This is a genomic window from Klebsiella sp. DY2415, assembly GCF_026314315.1.
GTDB classification, from domain to species: Bacteria; Pseudomonadota; Gammaproteobacteria; order Enterobacterales; family Enterobacteriaceae; genus Klebsiella; species Klebsiella ornithinolytica.
Window position 1 is genome coordinate 4476171 of record NZ_CP111115.1, and the last position, 16023, is coordinate 4492193.

Below are 16023 nucleotides of genomic sequence, written 5' to 3' on the forward strand. Positions count from 1 at the left end.
TACGGCTTAGCGAATGCCGAGTAATGTATTGATCTGATGAGGATTAACCTGTGCGCCGGCGAAATCGTCGAACACTTTATCAGTGACGTTAATGATGTGGTCGCGGATGAAAGCAGCACCTTCCCGGGCGCCGTCCTGCGGGTGTTTCAGGCAACATTCCCACTCCAGGGTAGCCCAGCCGGAATAGTCATATTGTGCCAGCTTCGAGAAGATGCCATTAAAATCAACCTGACCATCCCCCAACGAGCGAAAACGGCCTGCACGGTCAATCCACGATTGATAGCCACCATAGATGCCCTGGCGGCCGGTGGGATTAAACTCGGCATCCTTGGCGTGAAACATGCCAATAACATCTTTATAAATATCAATAAACTCCAGATAGTTAAGCTGCTGAAGCACCATGTGGCTGGGATCGAAAAGTACCTGACAGCGAAGGTGTTCCCCTACCCGCTGATGAAACATTTCGAACGTCACCCCATCATGCAGATCTTCGCACGGGTGGATTTCATAACACAGGTTAATACCCTGCTCATCGCAGGCATTGAGTACCGGCAGCCAACGTCTGGCCAACTCGTCGAAAGCCGCTTCGATTAACCCTGCCGGACGCTGCGGGAACGGAAACAGATAGGGCCAGGCCAGCGAGCCGGAGAACGTGCCCAGCTCGCTGAGACCAAGCCGTGCTGAGGCTTTGACGGCCAACAGCAGCTGCTGCCGCGCCCATTCACCGCGCGCCTGCGGATCACCATGCAGTGCCGACGGCGCAAAACTGTCGCACATGGCGTCGTAAGCCGGATGTACCGCCATCAGCTGGCCGAAAATATGGCTGGTCAGTTCACTGACGACCAGGCCATGTTCCGCCAGCATTCCAGTGAGGTCATCGCAGTAGGTCTGGCTCTCCGCCGCGGTGGCTACATCAAACAGACGCCGATCCCATGCCGGAATTTGCAATGCTTTGAAGCCGGTTTCCGACGCCCATCGGGCAATCGCAGGCAAGCTGTTGAACGGGGCTATCCCATCACTGAATTGGGCGAGATGCAGGCTTGGGCCTTTGATGGTTTTCATCGTAAACTCCTATTGTTTGTCGATTGACAAACAATAGGAGTAAAATCGGAGAACCACAAGAAAAATTTATAAATTCTTTGGTAATAGCGCAGGATTAAGCGATCCTGTGTGACTGAACGGCAGGCAAAATGGAGCAGCACAATGGCAGGCAGACCGCGCGAATTTGATCGCGAACATGCGCTTTTGAAGGCGCGCAATCTCTTCTGGCGACAGGGATATGAAGGTACGTCAATGTCGGATTTAGTGGCAGAACTTGGCATCGCTTCCGCGCGCATTTACAAAGCGTTCGGTTCAAAAGAACAGTTGTTCCGACAGGCCATCGCCCATTATGAAAGCCAGGAAGGCGGGTTTGCAGATCGGGCCTTCGCCGCTGAGAACAACGTGCAGGAGGCGATCAAAAAGATGCTTGTCGACGCCGTGCGCCTGTACAGCCAGGCGGAATTACCGCGAGGATGTATGGTCGTCGCCTCTGCCGCGAGTGTCAGCGCGGAAAATGATGAGATCAAAACCTGGCTGGCCGAACATCGCCTGCAACGCACGCAACAGATCATCGACCGACTGAGACAGGCGGCGGATAACGGCGAGATACCGGATACAACCGATGCCGACAGTCTGGGAGACTATTTCGCCGTCTTTTTGCATGGTCTTTCCGTTCAGGCGCGCGACGGTGTCTCAGAAGCGCGATTGTTAGCGGCAGTTAACGTCGCGCTTAACGCGCTGCCGTGTACAGCGTAATGCATTATCGCCAGCGATGAATCTTTTAATATCAACGGGTCATTAGTTTACCATCGCAGGTCAGGAGGCCTCACGATGACCACGAGACGCCACCCGTTCTCGTTTGTCTCCTTTCGCACCTCCTCACTGTCTGCATGGATGGCTATGCCGACGGGAAACATCCCCGACGGTGTGTCGGACCGGGTTAAATAAAGGGCCTGCGGTTTCCCGCAGCCTGGGGCGCAGTCGCGTGGCTGACATCACTTGCCGTTTGCAAGCGCATTGACAGCACCAGCTGTAACGTTACACTAAACCGTTATTGTTGATGATCCTCATCAGAAAACGATGCAGGATCAGGCTTGTCGACCCCGTATAAAGCGGCGCGGAGAATCGCTCTCGTCCGCGCCTCGCCCACCGCTGCAAAGGAGATGTATGGCAAACATTCGCGATGTCGCAAAGCATGCTGGCGTGTCCGTCAGCACCGTATCCAACGTGCTCAATGGCCGTACCGACCAGATGCGCGAAGAGACGCTGGCACGTATCCAGCAAAGCATGCAAACGCTCAATTACTTTCCTAATCGCGTCGCCCAGCAGCTGAAAACGGGCCAGGCCAAAATGATCGGCCTGCTGGTTCCGTCCATCGTCAACCCCAGCTTCGCCTCGCTGGTCCGTGAAGTGGATCTGGCGGCAAAAAAGCGCTTTTATCGCGTGCTGATTGGTAACACCTACCGTCAGATTGAAGAAGAAGAAGCCTTTCTGGAAGATATGTTTGCCCACGGCGTGCGCGGCATTATTGTCGCCGCCGGTGATATTGAAAAACCGCATTTTGTGCGTGCCGCCTCTCAGGGCATGATCATGGTCAACTACGACAGTCGTATGCCGGCCAGCGCCGGTTCCGGCGGTCTGGCGCTCGACAGCGTATCCATGGATAACGTCGAAGCCGGACGTTTAGCCACAGAGCATCTGATTGCGCGCGGGTGCCGACACCTGACCTTCGCCACCGTCGCCGGTATGATCCCGAGCCGCGCCCATAAAATCGAAGGCTTTCTCAGCGCGGTGCAACGCCACGGGCTATTTCGTGAGGGCATGATTGTCGAGGAGAAGACGCAAGCGGCGTACGGTGATGCGGAAATGACCGAACTGGGCCGATCGCTGGCGCAAAAAATCTGCCGCCAGTCGCGCCGTCCTGACGGTATTGTGGCAATTAATGACGCGCTCGGCATTGGGCTGATGGCCGGCCTGCACGAAGCCGGGATTAGCGTGCCGGGAGAGATCTCCATCATCGGCATCGATAACATCCCGCTCTCCGGGCTGGTTTATCCCAGATTAAGTTCGGTGATGCCTCCGCTGAGTGATATGGCGGAGGTCATGGTACAACGCCTGATTGAGCGGACGGACAACCCCTCCCTCCCGCCGCAGGAGTTTTTGTTTACGCCTTCCCTGGTGTGCCGTCAGTCGGTACGCGATGCGCCCGAGGTCTGACTCTCGCGCCGCTGTGTTTGTGCCTGTGACGGGAGAAGAACACGTTGCCCTTCTCCCGCGTCACAGTAGCGTCGGGCCGACGGTGAGCAGAATATTGGCAAAGCGGCGGGTCTCGCCAGAGGCGACAACCAGCAGGGTATCCGACGATTTCGCCAGCGCGTAAAAGGCCTCCCGGGTCACATATTCCACTGCGGTCGACTCAGCAAGCAGAGTGCGATATTCACGCGCAATCGTATTATCAAAATCATCCGGGCAGGACATCAGCACCGCTTTTTCAATATTGATGTAGCCGAGCATTTTTTGCAGGATGACCACGCTGCTAATTAAACCCGGGGAAAAATTGAGATAAATAATCCGCGCCCGCGGAGATGAGTTGGTTAAAAATGAATAATTAGCATCGGCGATAAGAATATTGGCTTTATGGCCACACTGGGCCAACGCCTGGAGCAAATCCGGATGAATAATTTCTGTTTTGATCATGACTACGTTCTCTTAATATGGGCGGGATATAACCCGCCCTGAGATTTATGCTCGATAAATACCGCCGTTAATATCCAGAGTCGCCCCGGAGATAAAGCCATCGTATTCCGAGGCAAGGAAGCAGATCGCGCGTGCGATATCTTCAGGCGTACCGGCTCTTCCCAGCGGAATATCTTCGATAGTCCGATCGGCCGAGGCCTGAGTGGTATGCTGGTTATGAAAACGTGTCCCCAGAATCAGCCCTGGCGCCACCGCATTCACCCGAATACCAAACTCGCCAAGCTCTGCGGCAAGGGAGCGGGTCCACGTCAGCACCGCGCCTTTAGTCATCGAATAGACCAGCGATCCGGAGTGCCCGCCGGAGCGTCCGGCTAACGAGGCGAGATTGACGATACTCGCGCCGTCAGTCGCCTCTTTTAACAACGGCAGCGCCGATTGAGTCACATTGAGCATGGTCGTCATATTGACATCAATGACGGTACGCCAGAACTGCGGGTCAATTTCACCGAGCCATTTGCGGGCAATAATTCCCCCGACGTTATTCACCAGAATATCGATGCCACCTAAGAACGCTGCCCCCTCGGCAACGCAGCGCGCCGCATCCGCCTCGTTGGTCAAATCCGCATAGCCGCAGGCGGCCTTGGCTCCCCGCTGTTGGGCAATCGCGATTAATTCTCTGGGGCCTTCTTCACCGCTGAAATAGTGAATATAGATATCACATCCGGCCTCAATTAATTTTCTCGCAGTCTCTTTACCAATACCTTGCTCAGCGCCAGTAATAAAAACTTTCTTTCCCGTTAATGACCCCATTGCATACTCCTGTTTCAGAATAAATCCGCCATCGGCGCATAATATTTATCAGCGAGAGATTCAGGACGTTGTTATCCCCACCTGCAGGCGTGTTAAATATCAGAACCTGAGCGATACCTGTTGACCTTGCGCCCTGCCGATATTGACAGGACGCCTCTTTTAACCGTGTTTAAATAACGGAATGCGGTTGACGACTGGATTCACAATTAATACCCAGCGAGCCCCGGCAACCATGTTGTTAATGGTGGGACCATAGCCACGATAATAATCCCGACGAAGACTACCGCCAGATATTTTGCCATGGGCCGAATAACGTGTTTCATCTCCACGCCGCAAATGGCGCAAGTGGTATAAAGACCGAGTCCGATAGGCGGTGAAAAGAGACCAAAACCCATTGCCATAATCATAATGATGCCGAAATGCAGCGGGCTGAAACCAAGCTGAACGGCGATCGGTACCAGAATCGGCGCAAAGATAATCAGCGCCGGAGCCCCTTCCAGAACGGCGCCAAAAATAACCAGAATAACGATGGTTAATAGCAGAAACAGCCAGGCTCCCTGCTCAACCCCAATGCTGACCAGTAATTCCGCTATTTGCTGCGGGATCATCTGTATCGTCAGCGCATAAGAAAGGCTGGTGGCGCAGGCGACGATAAACAGCAGCACTCCGGACATGGCGGCGATATCGATAAACATTTTTACCGTCGCTTTGAACGTCAGTTCACGAAATGCAAGGCGACCGACGACGATGGCGTAAATCACTGCAAAAGCGGAGATTTCTGTCGAGGTGGCGATCCCCATCATGACGCCGCGGCCAATCATAAAGATCATCACCAGCCCAACGGCGGCACCAAGGTAGAGCTGCGTGCGCGGCCGTAATACCGGATACGCTTCGCTAACGTTGATTTTGCCGCCAAACCGGTTGGCGGCAATCATCAGCAGTACCAGCAGGCAGACGGCGGGCACCAGGCCTGCAATAAACAGCGCGCCAATCGAGATGTTCGCGACAAAACCCATAACAATCAGATTCACGCAAGGTGGGATTGTTTCGGCCATCACGGCCGAGGCGGCAAACACCCCGGCGGCCTCTTCGCCATCCTGTTTAGCCCGACGCACCGCCGGCATCAGCACGCCGCCAACCGCCGCAACATCTGCCAGTTTGGAGCCGGAGATCCCGGAGAAAAAGGCCATCGACAGTACGGTAGTCATATTGAGGCCGCCGCGAAAGCGCCCCATGCCACGCACGATAAGTTCAACGAGCCGCGTTGACATCCCGTTGATCTCCATGGCGGCACCGGCAAGCAGGAAGAACGGAATAGCCAACAGCACGAAGTGATCTACCCCCGCCGCGACCTGCTGGGAGAAAAAGACAAACGGTAATGACGGATCGCAGATAAAGAACACCATCGCCGACAGACCAAGGGTAAACGCAATCGGTACGCCGGCGAGAATACCGAGCACAAAGCAGATCAGCATTAGCCCGGCAGCAGCGCTGGCGGGATCGGCCATGAGCGAAAGTTTCATATAGCCAATGGCGGCCAGAACCACAATGCCAAGGCCGCTGAACAGCACAACCCGAACACGTTCTCGCAAGGCCAGCTCCAGCGCCGCCACCATCATAACCAGCGAACCAATCAGCACCGGAATGACGTAGATTGTCTGCGGTAAACCGGTCTCCGTGGTTTGCAATCGCGCGGCCTGCACCAGGTCGTAGCTGGAAACGACGAGCCCAACCGAGACCAGAAACAGGATCCAGCGGCTGGCATGAACGACATAGGGTCGAACCCGTTCAGGCAGGAAACGCAGGAACAGATCGACGCCAATATGACCCCCTTTCGCCGTCGAGGTGGCCACGCCGAAAAACACCAGCGCAATCATCAGCGCGCGAGCCACCTCTTCGGCCCAATGAATGGGCGAGTGCAGCGCATAGCGCCAGATGACGGATGCAAACACCACCAGCACGTTGATAAACAGCACCAGCGCTCCGGCCCAGGCGGTTAAGGTGGTTAAAAAGCGGCTCAGTTTGCCCAATAGCGCAAGGGCAACGCACCCGTCCTTTGCTTTAATAGAGATATCAGCCATGTTGAATCTTCTCCACAAGATTGCCAATCTCACCGCTTAACCCCGCCGTGGCACGGGCGGGTTAAGCGGCGCCGATCATGACGGGTCTTTTGCCGCCGCGGTAATTTCATCAACGATGGGCTTCATATCCGGATATTGCTTGAGGAACGACTGCCACACGGGCTGCACCTGCTGATAGAAGAACTGGCGATCGGTTTCGCGGAACGTCACCCCTTTTGCTTCAAGGTTCTTTATTGCTTCCTGTTCTTTTTTACCCGCTTGCATACGTTCATAGTCCGTCGCTTCTTTCGCCGCCGCCAGCACGTCCGCACGCAGCTCCGGCGGGATTTGTTCGAAACTCTTTTTATTCATCGCAATCATCAGCGGGTTGTAGCTGTGGCGAGTCAGGGTGCCGTTTTTGATGATTTCATAATATTTGCTCGCATAAATCGTCGGAGCATCGTGCTCTACGCCGTCAATAACGCCCATTTGCAGGCTGGAATAGACTTCACCGCCCGGCATCGGGATCGCCACCGCCCCCATATGGTTTAACGTGGCAATGAAATTAGGCACCGGCAGCACGCGAATTTTCAGGTTCTTTAAATCCTCCGGCTTTTCAATCACCTTTTTGGTATAAATATTACGCGCGCCGAGGTTAAAGCCGTAGCCGAGCACCATCACGTTGGCTTTATCCATCATTAAGGCGGAGAGTTTTTCCCCGGCGCTGCCGTCCAGCGCTTTCCCTACCTGACTGTAATCTTTAAATAAATAACCCAGATCCAGGACGCCCATTTCAGGTACCAGCGTGGCCCAAATGGATGTACCGGAGATCATCATATTAATTGCGCCAATGCGAACCTGCTGCGTCGCATCGGCCTCTTTGCCCAACATGCCATTGGCAAAATAGTTGAGCTTAATTTGCCCTTTCAATTTCGCATTGTTGTTAATGTTTTCCTGAAAACGGCTGAACCAGATGTAGTGCGCCGAGGAGTCGTCCGCGGGGAGAGAAGAATAAACGCGGAAGTTGAGCGCCGCATGGGCTAAGGCGCTCACCGCACTTCCCGCTATCAGGGCCGAGCTCAAACAAGCAAAAGCTAAAAAACGTCTGGCCGAACAAAACTGTGTCATTTTCATCATCGTTATCCTTTCACGTACCGTTGAGGTGTCTGTAGCACCTTCGGGCCTCGCTAAATCGCCAGGGACTTCACTCATAACCGGAGGGTAAATTTCTACTGTAACGTTTTAGTGTAACGTTACAGACCGTATTCGCCTCGCCAGATAAAAGCAAGTTGCTTCCCCCCGTCATCGCGCATGATGTGTGAATTTTGTGGCAGGCGTCGCGAATTCAGACGCTGGTTTTACATCGTGAAAACGTCGTCATCGCTGTTTAGTCACTGTTTAGTCGCTGCTGTCATCTGACTCTGGCGACTACACTAAACAAACACAGGCGTACCTGGCTGGCGTAAAAGAAGAGGGCCGGAAAAGTCTTTACCGGGCATGACGCGGGTTCGCGCCGAGAGACGTTGGTAAACGTGAAGGCTATCGCAAACGCCGCTTTTGATTCTCCGCTACGCTGGAGTACGCCGTTCAACCGTTAACCTTCTGAGACAGGAAATAACCATGCAACTGAATGACCTAACCTTGTTCCGCCAGCAGGCATTTATCAATGGTGAGTGGCGTGATGCCCTCAGCAGCGATGTCATTACGGTGACCAACCCGGCGAACGGAGAGGTGCTGGGCTCAGTCCCTAAAATGGGCGCAGAAGAGACGCGCGATGCGATCCAGGCCGCCCATCGCGCCCTTCCCGCCTGGCGACAGCTAACGGCAAAAGAGCGCGCCGCGATCCTGCGCCGCTGGTTCGATCTGATGATGGCAAACCAGGACGATCTGGCCCGGCTGATGACCCTGGAGCAGGGCAAACCGCTGGCAGAAGCAAAAGGCGAGATTGGCTACGCCGCTTCATTTATCGAATGGTTTGCCGAAGAGGGAAAACGCATTTATGGCGATACCATTCCCGGTCATCAGGCCGATAAGCGCCTGATCGTGATTAAACAGCCGATTGGCGTTACCGCCGCGATCACGCCGTGGAATTTTCCAGCGGCGATGATCACCCGTAAAGCCGGCCCGGCGTTAGCCGCCGGCTGCACAATGGTACTCAAACCCGCCAGCCAGACCCCTTTTTCCGCGCTGGCGCTGGCCGAACTGGCTAGACGCGCCGGGATCCCTGACGGCGTATTTAACGTGGTGACCGGCTCCGCCAGCGCGGTAGGTAATGAACTGACCGGCAACCCGCTGGTGCGTAAGCTGTCGTTTACCGGCTCCACGGAAATCGGCCGCCAGCTGATGGCGCAGTGTGCCCAGGACATCAAAAAAGTTTCGCTCGAACTGGGCGGTAACGCGCCGTTTATCGTGTTTGACGATGCCGATCTGGATAAAGCGGTAGAAGGCGCCATGGCGTCGAAGTTTCGTAACGCCGGGCAGACCTGCGTCTGCGCCAATCGCCTGTACGTGCAGGACGGGGTGTATGCGCGTTTTGCCGAAAAACTGCAGCAGGCGGTGGAGCAGCTGCATCTCGGCGACGGCCTTCAGGCGGGGGTCACAACCGGACCGTTGATTGATGAGAAAGCCATTGCCAAAGTGCAGGAACATATTGCCGATGCCGTCGGGAAAGGCGCCCGGGTCATCACCGGCGGGAAAGTGGATGCCCTCGGCGGCAACTTCTTTCAGCCGACTATTCTGGTCGATGTTCCCGACGGTGCAAAAGTGGCGAAAGAAGAGACGTTCGGCCCGTTGGCTCCTCTGTTCCGCTTCACAGATGAAGCGGATGTCATCCGCCAGGCCAACGATACTGAATTTGGCCTCGCCGCCTACTTCTATGCCCGTGATTTGAGCCGCGTTTTCCGCGTCGGCGAAGCGCTGGAGTATGGGATTGTGGGCATCAATACCGGGCTGATTTCCAACGAAGTCGCCCCGTTTGGTGGCGTGAAGGCTTCCGGTCTGGGCCGCGAAGGCTCGAAGTATGGCATTGAAGACTATTTAGAAATCAAATACATGTGTATTGGCCTTTAATTCACGTCCGTTCCAGGCAGCGGAGTCCCGATGGGGTGACCCTTCGGGCTCTGTTTGCGCCGCCGGCTACTCGCTTTTCTTGTAGCGCGGTAGCTCAACAGCCGGATAGGAATACGTCTCCTGTACAATGCAGCGGTCAGGTGTCGCCATCCCGGAATAGAAGAAATAATAGTCCTGGCTGTCGGGGAAAAAGACCAGATCGTCGCCATTTTGAAAACGCGTCACGCGAAACGGGACATTGCTTTTGGTTTGCGCCTGTCTTATTCCGGCAGCAACCTGGAAGTGATCGCCCCATTTCATTGTCGACAGCTGGTAATGGAATTTTGAGATCGTCACGCTTTTGCGTAACGAGCAGGACAATTTCACTGCAGTCCCGGCAAATGCCGGAGAAAGAAACAGGCTTAACAGACTCATTAGTAATACAATCTTCATAAATATCTTTATTTTACAGGGCCATGTGGTGACGGTAACACGGATAGCCTGTTCAGGCATTCTCTTGGGACACATTTCCTCGGTACGGCGCGCTTCTAAGAAAAATCCTATAAACAGGGTGATGGAAATAAGTCCGACATCACTCAACGACACCAGTGATTAATGAAAATCTGGCAGTTTGAGGGCGGGTAAAGGAATAAAAAAATCCACGCGCTCGGGCGTGGATTTTTTTCGATATAACCAGATAATCGGCGAGATATCAGGCGCGCAGTCTGAGCGGCTCGCTAAAGTCATCGGCGGGTTCCAGCTTCAGGCTGAATGTCGCCAGCAATGCGTTAGCCCGATCGTGGAAATCACGCAGCGTTTTCTCAAGTTTCTCGCTGACTTCCGGATCGTCAATAGCCACCGGCCGCCAGCTCCCTTCTTTATCGAACAGGCCAAACTGATAGCTGTAAGTGAAGCGTGATGCCTGCGCTTCCATCTCCATCCACCATCCCCAGAACTCTCGTTTTTCCGGGGCGGGTTTTACATTGACGCAAACTGCCAGGCAATCGAAAAAGAAGCGGTTGTCTTCACACTGTTCTTCACGAATATAAGGGCCAAGAGCCGTGAATTTCTTAATCAGCTTACTCTTGAGGTGTCCACTCGGTAACGTCATTGCGATCTCCTTTAGTGATGCAACTGTTTTACCAAATCAATAAAATTTAGCAATATATTAACTAAATCTCTGATTGATCCAGCGGGCAATCTGGCGCAATGCGCGATCGAAATTGTGATAAACGGGCTTAAATGGAATCTCAAGCAGCTTACCATCGGCGGATGACGACGTAATTAAGCGCGATTCCTCTTCCGGGCTGAACGGATCGTTTTTCCAGAAGCCAGAAAGCATCGGCGTCGGACAGCGACGGCCCAGAAGCCCCTGGGTTTTTAATGAGTAGCGGTTCAGCTCTATGCGCAATGCTTCATCAGATGCATCGTGCATGCCCAGCCGCGATGCCAGAACGTCGAGATACATTTCCGGAACCCGGCCCTGGTGCAGCGGATCCACCAGCAGGTTATGCACCACCGGGCCGAGGCAGGCCACGGCTTTTAAGCGCTGCGGCTCCAGATAACCCAGACGGACGGCGACATTCGCCCCAAAACGGAAACCGAACGCTGCAACCCGGGTATGATCGACCCACGGCACATTCGTCAGGTGCCGCAACGCATGCTGATGCAGCAGGCTGGTATCCTGGGTTAGCTTCCATTTTGACGAGAAGCCTATCGAAGGCATATCCAGCGTCAGCATGGCAATCCCCAGCGGCGCAAAATAGTTCTCATACAGGCTGTAGTAGTCCGTCTGCAGCGCATCCAGACCGCCGCACATCAGGACCACCGGGAACGGACCTTCGCTTTTCGGCATATGTAAAAAGCCGGTCACCGGCGCGCCGCCGGGCACAGGAAACTCCAGCTCGCGCAGCTCGCCCGGCAGGCGAAGAGCCGCCTCTTCATAGGCCCGATTAGCCAGCGCCTGCGCCTGCTCCGCCAGCTCATCACCTTTAATATGTGGGTAGGCGGCAATGCTATAGAGATTGGATGCATGCAGCCAGTGGCGCCCGCTGCTCAGCGGATCGGCTTCCTGCCCGGCCTTTTGCTGCCAGATCATCGCCTGTTTGGCCCATTCGAAAATCCAGTTGCCGCCGCGATAGCCCACCACGGTGTCATAAAGCTCCGGATCCGTACGCTCAGCATCGCTCATCACAATGCGCGCCTGCACATCCAGGATCTCCTGTGGCGCCACGCCGCGCCAGATCCACATCAGACGGTTAATCAAGCGATACCAGTGATCGACATTGCTCCCGTCGAGCGCAGAGTGGATCGGCTGTTGCGAACCCGACGCAAACCGGCGCACCAGCGTAGACGTTTCTGGATGTTTGAATCGAGGTTTAAACAGTGTTTCGCTAAGGTTAGCTTGTGACATGTGCAGCCTCCATCGTGTTGCCACTCCGGGCTATTGTAACCTGCATACGGGCAAAAAAAACCACGCCCGGCATAACCGGGCGTGGTAAATAGCACTCACCTTGTAAATTAACGACCTGAGATCGGCGGTACGAACACCACGCCCATATCCCACGGTTGTTCAATCCAGGTATCCTGCGGGATATCAACAACATAATCATCAACCAGCGGACGACCAGCCGGTTTAGCAAAAATGGTAACGAAGTGTGCTTTTGGGTACATTTCGCGAATAGCGACGGCGGTACCGCCGGTATCGACCAGGTCATCGATCACGATGAAACCTTCACCATCACCTTCAGCGCGTTTCAGGACGGTCAGCTCACGCTGGTTATCGTGGTCGTAGCTGGAAATGCAAACGGTATCAACATGACGAATACCCAGTTCACGCGCCAGTAATGCACCCGGTACCAGACCACCGCGGCTTACGGCAATAATGCCTTTCCATTGTTCAGAAGGCATCAGACGATTGGCCAGTTTGCGGGCGTGAATCTGCAACATGTCCCAGGTGACGACGTATTTTTCGCTCATGTGAAGTGTCCCAGCCTGTGTTATACGGCTTAAATGATGTTCGAGGGGGAAAATGGTTGCGCGAGATTATAGAGATCTGACGCACTAAAAACCAGTGTTAAGCGGCCATCCCAGCGCTTTTTGCGTTGTTTACACTACCAGTCGGCGTGGAAAGTGGTATTCTCAACCCCACCGCGCAAGCCTGCGCCTGTTGTATTTTTTATTGCTAACCCTCGACCTGCAAAAGACTTTTGCAGGCGATCGTAAGGAGACTCATCGTGTCTGAATTGTCTCAATTATCCCCGCAGCCGCTATGGGATATTTTTGCCAAAATCTGCTCCATTCCCCATCCGTCCTATCACGAAGAACAACTCGCTGAACACATCATGGGCTGGGCAAAAGAAAAAGGCTTACACGCAGAACGCGATCAGGTTGGCAACATTCTGATTCGTAAGGCCGCCACGGCCGGTATGGAAAACCGTAAACCGGTTGTTCTGCAGGCGCACCTCGATATGGTGCCGCAGAAAAATAACGACACCGTTCATGACTTCACTAAAGATCCGATTCAGCCATATATCGATGGCGAGTGGGTCAAAGCGCGCGGCACCACCCTGGGCGCGGATAACGGCATCGGTATGGCTTCTGCGCTGGCAGTGCTGGCTGATGACAGCGTCGTACATGGCCCGCTGGAAGTGCTGCTGACCATGACCGAAGAAGCCGGCATGGACGGCGCGTTTGGTCTTCAGGCTAACTGGCTGCAGGCCGATATCCTGATCAATACCGACTCTGAAGAAGAGGGCGAAATCTATATGGGTTGTGCCGGCGGTATCGACTTTACCTCCAACCTGACCTTAACCCGCGAAGCGGTGCCGGCAGGTTTCCAGAGCTTTAAGCTGACCTTAAAAGGGCTGAAAGGCGGTCACTCCGGCGGCGAAATTCACGTCGGTCTGGGGAACGCCAACAAGCTGCTGGCCCGTTTCCTCGCCGGTCACGCGCAAGAGCTGGACCTGCGTCTGGTCGATTTCAACGGCGGCACCCTGCGTAACGCCATTCCGCGTGAAGCTTTCGCTACCGTCGCGGTCGCGGCCGATAAGGTCGATGCGCTGAAAGCGCTGGTCGCCACCTATCAGGACATCCTGAAAAACGAACTGGCGGCAAAAGAGAAAAATCTGGTGCTGCTGCTGGACTCTGTCGTCAACGACAAAGCGGCCCTGACCGTGCAATCCCGTGACGGCTTTGTGCGTCTGCTCAACGCCACGCCAAACGGTGTTATTCGTAACTCTGACGTGGCAAAAGGCGTTGTCGAGACCTCTCTGAACGTCGGCGTCGTGACCATGACCGATGATAATGTTGAGATCCACTGCCTGATTCGTTCGCTGATCGACAGCGGCAAAGATTACGTCGTCAGCATGCTGGATTCACTGGGTAAACTGGCGGGCGCGAAAACCGAAGCCAAAGGCGCATACCCTGGCTGGCAGCCGGACGCGAACTCACCGGTGATGCATCTGGTGCGTGAAACCTATCAGCGTCTGTTCAACAAGACGCCGAACATCCAGATTATCCACGCCGGCCTGGAATGCGGTCTGTTCAAGAAACCGTACCCGAATATGGATATGGTCTCAATCGGGCCTACCATTACCGGCCCGCACTCTCCGGATGAGCAGGTGCATATCGAAAGCGTTGGTCAATACTGGACGCTGCTGACGGAACTGCTGAAAGCGATTCCTGCGAAGTAAGTTACGGCAATAAACGGTCCGGATAGCGGCGCGTGGCGCCTTATCCGGGCCGTCTCACCTTCTCCATACGGTAATTAATAAACGTCTCGCCGCGCACCGCCACCTGCTGTTCTTCCACGACCCTGAAACCATGCCGTTCAAAACACGGTTTTGCCGTAATGCTCGCGTCGACCGTCAGGGAGCCATGCGGTATCTGCGTAAACAGTTCCTGGAGTAGCGCGCTGGCAATACCCCGGCGGCCATACTCCGGCGCCACAAACAGGAGATCGATATAGCGGTCCACGGCGGTGATAAACCCCACAGGACGCTGGTCCATCGCCGCGACCCATACCAGAGACTCCCTCATTTTGTGCCGCCAGCGGGTCTCGTCTATCTGCGCCCAGGCGGCTATCTGGCGGGGTGAATAATCATGGCTGGCGGTCTCTTGTACCGCGCGCAGAAAAATGGCGCACAGCGCAGTAAAATCATCGTCGCGATAAGGTCTGATCTTCAGCATCGTTATAACCCCAGTACCAGCTGCCGCTCCAGTTGAGGATCGAGCAGCGTCACATGCAACCCGACCAGCCGCACTCCGCGACCGCCCCGCCGTTCGTGCCAGGCTTTGTAGGCGGTGGAGAGCAAATCCTCTTTATTCAGGCGCGGCCAGACATGTTCCTGAGTGGTCAGCTGAAAATCATTGAATTTCAGCTTTACCCCCTGACGGGCAATCAGAAGGTCCGGTTTGACCTTCAGCACCCGCCGCTCCAGCTCTGGATAGAGGTGCTCAATGATGCTCTCACAGGCAGACCACTCGTGGATATCCTCCACCAGCGTACGCTCAACGCCAACCGATTTACGCTGTCGGGTGTTGTTGATCTCCCGCTCATCGATTCCCTGGCTACGCTCCCACAGGATCCGACCAAACTTACCAAAACGGCGGAGCAACATCGCCAGGTCGCTTTTCTGCACATCTTCGCAGGTACGCAGCCCCATGCTTTCCAGCTTTGCGGCTGAGACTTTCCCCACGCCGGGGATCTTCGCCAGCGGCAGCGTTCGGACAAACTCCGCGACCTGATGCGGCGCAATCACAAACTGACCGTTGGGTTTATTCATATCGGAAGCAATTTTCGCCAGAAATTTTACCGGCGCGATACCGGCAGAGGCGGTCAGTTGAAGCTCGTGAAAAATGGTCTGGCGAATCTCTTCCGCGATCAGCGTCGCAGAGCCCTGGCAGTGAACGCTATCGCTGACGTCGAGATACGCCTCATCCAGAGACAGCGGTTCAATTAACGACGTGTAGCGTGAGAAGATTTCACGGATATGGGACGAGGCCTCTTTGTAGGCATCAAAGCGGCCGGGTAGCAGGGTTAAATGCGGGCAAAGCTTGAGGGCCATCGCGGTCGGCATCGCGCTGCGTACGCCAAATTTGCGCGCCGGATAGTTGGCCGTGCTGATCACCCCCCGCTGTACCCGGCTACCGCCGATGGCAATGGGGATATCACGCAGGGCTGGATTATCCCGCATTTCCACGGCGGCAAAAAAGCAGTCCATATCGACATGGATAATTTTGCGCATACTCAGCCCTCAACGATTACTGGTTAAGTATACAGTAGTAATACAAGGAATGAGAAGCGGGGTTTGTAGGGCTGATAAGCTTGCGCCATCAGGCAATAATGCCCGGCGGCGCAAGCTTG

15 protein-coding genes are annotated in these 16023 nt (G+C 54.8%); 4 read left to right on the forward strand and 11 right to left on the reverse strand.

The features are described 5' to 3' along the window. Window positions 1–6: 6 nt before the first annotated feature. Window positions 7–1062, reverse strand: coding sequence for a sugar phosphate isomerase/epimerase family protein (locus tag OQV00_RS21305; RefSeq protein WP_266279393.1), 1056 nt, complete (start codon window positions 1060–1062; stop codon window positions 7–9). Window positions 1063–1203: 141 nt separating this feature from the next. On the opposite strand from OQV00_RS21305, the gene OQV00_RS21310 reads away from it, so the two are divergent. Both OQV00_RS21310 and OQV00_RS21315 read left to right on the forward strand, forming a co-directional pair. Beyond that, window positions 1204–1797 carry a TetR/AcrR family transcriptional regulator gene (locus tag OQV00_RS21310; protein ID WP_064357473.1) on the forward strand — a complete coding sequence of 198 codons (594 nt, stop codon included), beginning with the start codon at window positions 1204–1206 and terminating at the stop codon, window positions 1795–1797. Between the two features lie 411 nt (window positions 1798–2208). After that, a complete protein-coding gene (locus OQV00_RS21315) occupies window positions 2209–3258 on the forward strand; it encodes a LacI family DNA-binding transcriptional regulator (RefSeq protein ID WP_004858294.1) in 1050 nt (349 codons plus the stop codon). A 60-nt stretch (window positions 3259–3318) separates the two neighbouring features. Here OQV00_RS21315 and OQV00_RS21320 read toward each other — a convergent pair whose 3' ends face one another. The 4 genes from OQV00_RS21320 to OQV00_RS21335 all read right to left on the reverse strand — a co-directional run bounded on the left by OQV00_RS21320 (window position 3319) and on the right by OQV00_RS21335 (window position 7661). After that, on the reverse strand, window positions 3319–3738 hold the full coding sequence (locus OQV00_RS21320; RefSeq protein WP_015585082.1) for an RbsD/FucU family protein: 420 nt from the start codon (window positions 3736–3738) through the stop codon (window positions 3319–3321). A 45-nt stretch (window positions 3739–3783) separates the two neighbouring features. Then, complete coding sequence (locus OQV00_RS21325; RefSeq protein ID WP_004858287.1) at window positions 3784–4548, reverse strand: SDR family NAD(P)-dependent oxidoreductase; 765 nt, start codon at window positions 4546–4548, stop codon at window positions 3784–3786. 206 nt (window positions 4549–4754) lie between these two features. Continuing rightward, a complete protein-coding gene (locus OQV00_RS21330; RefSeq protein ID WP_004858284.1) occupies window positions 4755–6629 on the reverse strand; it encodes a TRAP transporter large permease in 1875 nt (624 codons plus the stop codon). A gap of 75 nt (window positions 6630–6704) precedes the next feature. After that, window positions 6705–7661 (reverse strand): TRAP transporter substrate-binding protein, encoded by a 957-nt coding sequence (locus OQV00_RS21335; RefSeq protein ID WP_224050084.1) that lies wholly within the window; start codon window positions 7659–7661, stop codon window positions 6705–6707. 567 nt (window positions 7662–8228) lie between these two features. Here OQV00_RS21335 and gabD point away from each other — a divergent pair. After that, complete coding sequence (gene gabD / locus OQV00_RS21340; RefSeq protein ID WP_004858280.1) at window positions 8229–9677, forward strand: NADP-dependent succinate-semialdehyde dehydrogenase; 1449 nt, start codon at window positions 8229–8231, stop codon at window positions 9675–9677. 66 nt (window positions 9678–9743) lie between these two features. Here gabD and OQV00_RS21345 read toward each other — a convergent pair whose 3' ends face one another. The 4 genes from OQV00_RS21345 to gpt all read right to left on the reverse strand — a co-directional run bounded on the left by OQV00_RS21345 (window position 9744) and on the right by gpt (window position 12635). Next, on the reverse strand, window positions 9744–10256 hold the full coding sequence (locus OQV00_RS21345; RefSeq protein ID WP_266279396.1) for a hypothetical protein: 513 nt from the start codon (window positions 10254–10256) through the stop codon (window positions 9744–9746). A 112-nt stretch (window positions 10257–10368) separates the two neighbouring features. Further along, complete coding sequence (gene crl, locus OQV00_RS21350) at window positions 10369–10767, reverse strand: sigma factor-binding protein Crl (RefSeq protein WP_004858274.1); 399 nt, start codon at window positions 10765–10767, stop codon at window positions 10369–10371. A gap of 57 nt (window positions 10768–10824) precedes the next feature. Further along, entirely contained in the window at window positions 10825–12069 is a 1245-nt protein-coding gene (frsA, locus tag OQV00_RS21355; protein ID WP_004858270.1) for an esterase FrsA, read from the reverse strand. Between the two features lie 107 nt (window positions 12070–12176). After that, a complete protein-coding gene (gene gpt / locus OQV00_RS21360; protein WP_004858267.1) occupies window positions 12177–12635 on the reverse strand; it encodes a xanthine phosphoribosyltransferase in 459 nt (152 codons plus the stop codon). Between the two features lie 257 nt (window positions 12636–12892). On the opposite strand from gpt, the gene pepD reads away from it, so the two are divergent. Then, complete coding sequence (pepD, locus tag OQV00_RS21365) at window positions 12893–14350, forward strand: cytosol nonspecific dipeptidase (RefSeq protein WP_004858263.1); 1458 nt, start codon at window positions 12893–12895, stop codon at window positions 14348–14350. A 40-nt stretch (window positions 14351–14390) separates the two neighbouring features. On the opposite strand, the gene OQV00_RS21370 is transcribed toward pepD, so the two are convergent. Together OQV00_RS21370 and dinB are read right to left on the reverse strand one after the other, a co-directional pair. Next, window positions 14391–14843: a GNAT family N-acetyltransferase gene (locus tag OQV00_RS21370; RefSeq protein WP_032724333.1), complete on the reverse strand. Its 453-nt coding sequence runs from the start codon at window positions 14841–14843 to the stop codon at window positions 14391–14393. A gap of 5 nt (window positions 14844–14848) precedes the next feature. Continuing rightward, window positions 14849–15904, reverse strand: a complete 1056-nt coding sequence (dinB, locus tag OQV00_RS21375; RefSeq protein ID WP_044349669.1) for a DNA polymerase IV — start codon at window positions 15902–15904, stop codon at window positions 14849–14851. Between the last annotated feature and the right edge of the window lie 119 nt (window positions 15905–16023).

Bases quoted from the DNA above. Each gene is read 5' to 3' on its own strand.
- OQV00_RS21305 (WP_266279393.1), bottom strand. From the start codon at position 1,062: ATGAAAACCATCAAAGGCCCAAGCCTGCATCTCGCCCAATTCAGTGAT.
- OQV00_RS21310 (WP_064357473.1), top strand. From the start codon at position 1,204: ATGGCAGGCAGACCGCGCGAATTTGATCGCGAACATGCGCTTTTGAAG.
- OQV00_RS21315 (WP_004858294.1), top strand. From the start codon at position 2,209: ATGGCAAACATTCGCGATGTCGCAAAGCATGCTGGCGTGTCCGTCAGC.
- OQV00_RS21320 (WP_015585082.1), bottom strand. From the start codon at position 3,738: ATGATCAAAACAGAAATTATTCATCCGGATTTGCTCCAGGCGTTGGCC.
- OQV00_RS21325 (WP_004858287.1), bottom strand. From the start codon at position 4,548: ATGGGGTCATTAACGGGAAAGAAAGTTTTTATTACTGGCGCTGAGCAA.
- OQV00_RS21330 (WP_004858284.1), bottom strand. From the start codon at position 6,629: ATGGCTGATATCTCTATTAAAGCAAAGGACGGGTGCGTTGCCCTTGCG.
- gabD (WP_004858280.1), top strand. From the start codon at position 8,229: ATGCAACTGAATGACCTAACCTTGTTCCGCCAGCAGGCATTTATCAAT.
- crl (WP_004858274.1), bottom strand. From the start codon at position 10,767: ATGACGTTACCGAGTGGACACCTCAAGAGTAAGCTGATTAAGAAATTC.
- frsA (WP_004858270.1), bottom strand. From the start codon at position 12,069: ATGTCACAAGCTAACCTTAGCGAAACACTGTTTAAACCTCGATTCAAA.
- gpt (WP_004858267.1), bottom strand. From the start codon at position 12,635: ATGAGCGAAAAATACGTCGTCACCTGGGACATGTTGCAGATTCACGCC.
- dinB (WP_044349669.1), bottom strand. From the start codon at position 15,904: ATGCGCAAAATTATCCATGTCGATATGGACTGCTTTTTTGCCGCCGTG.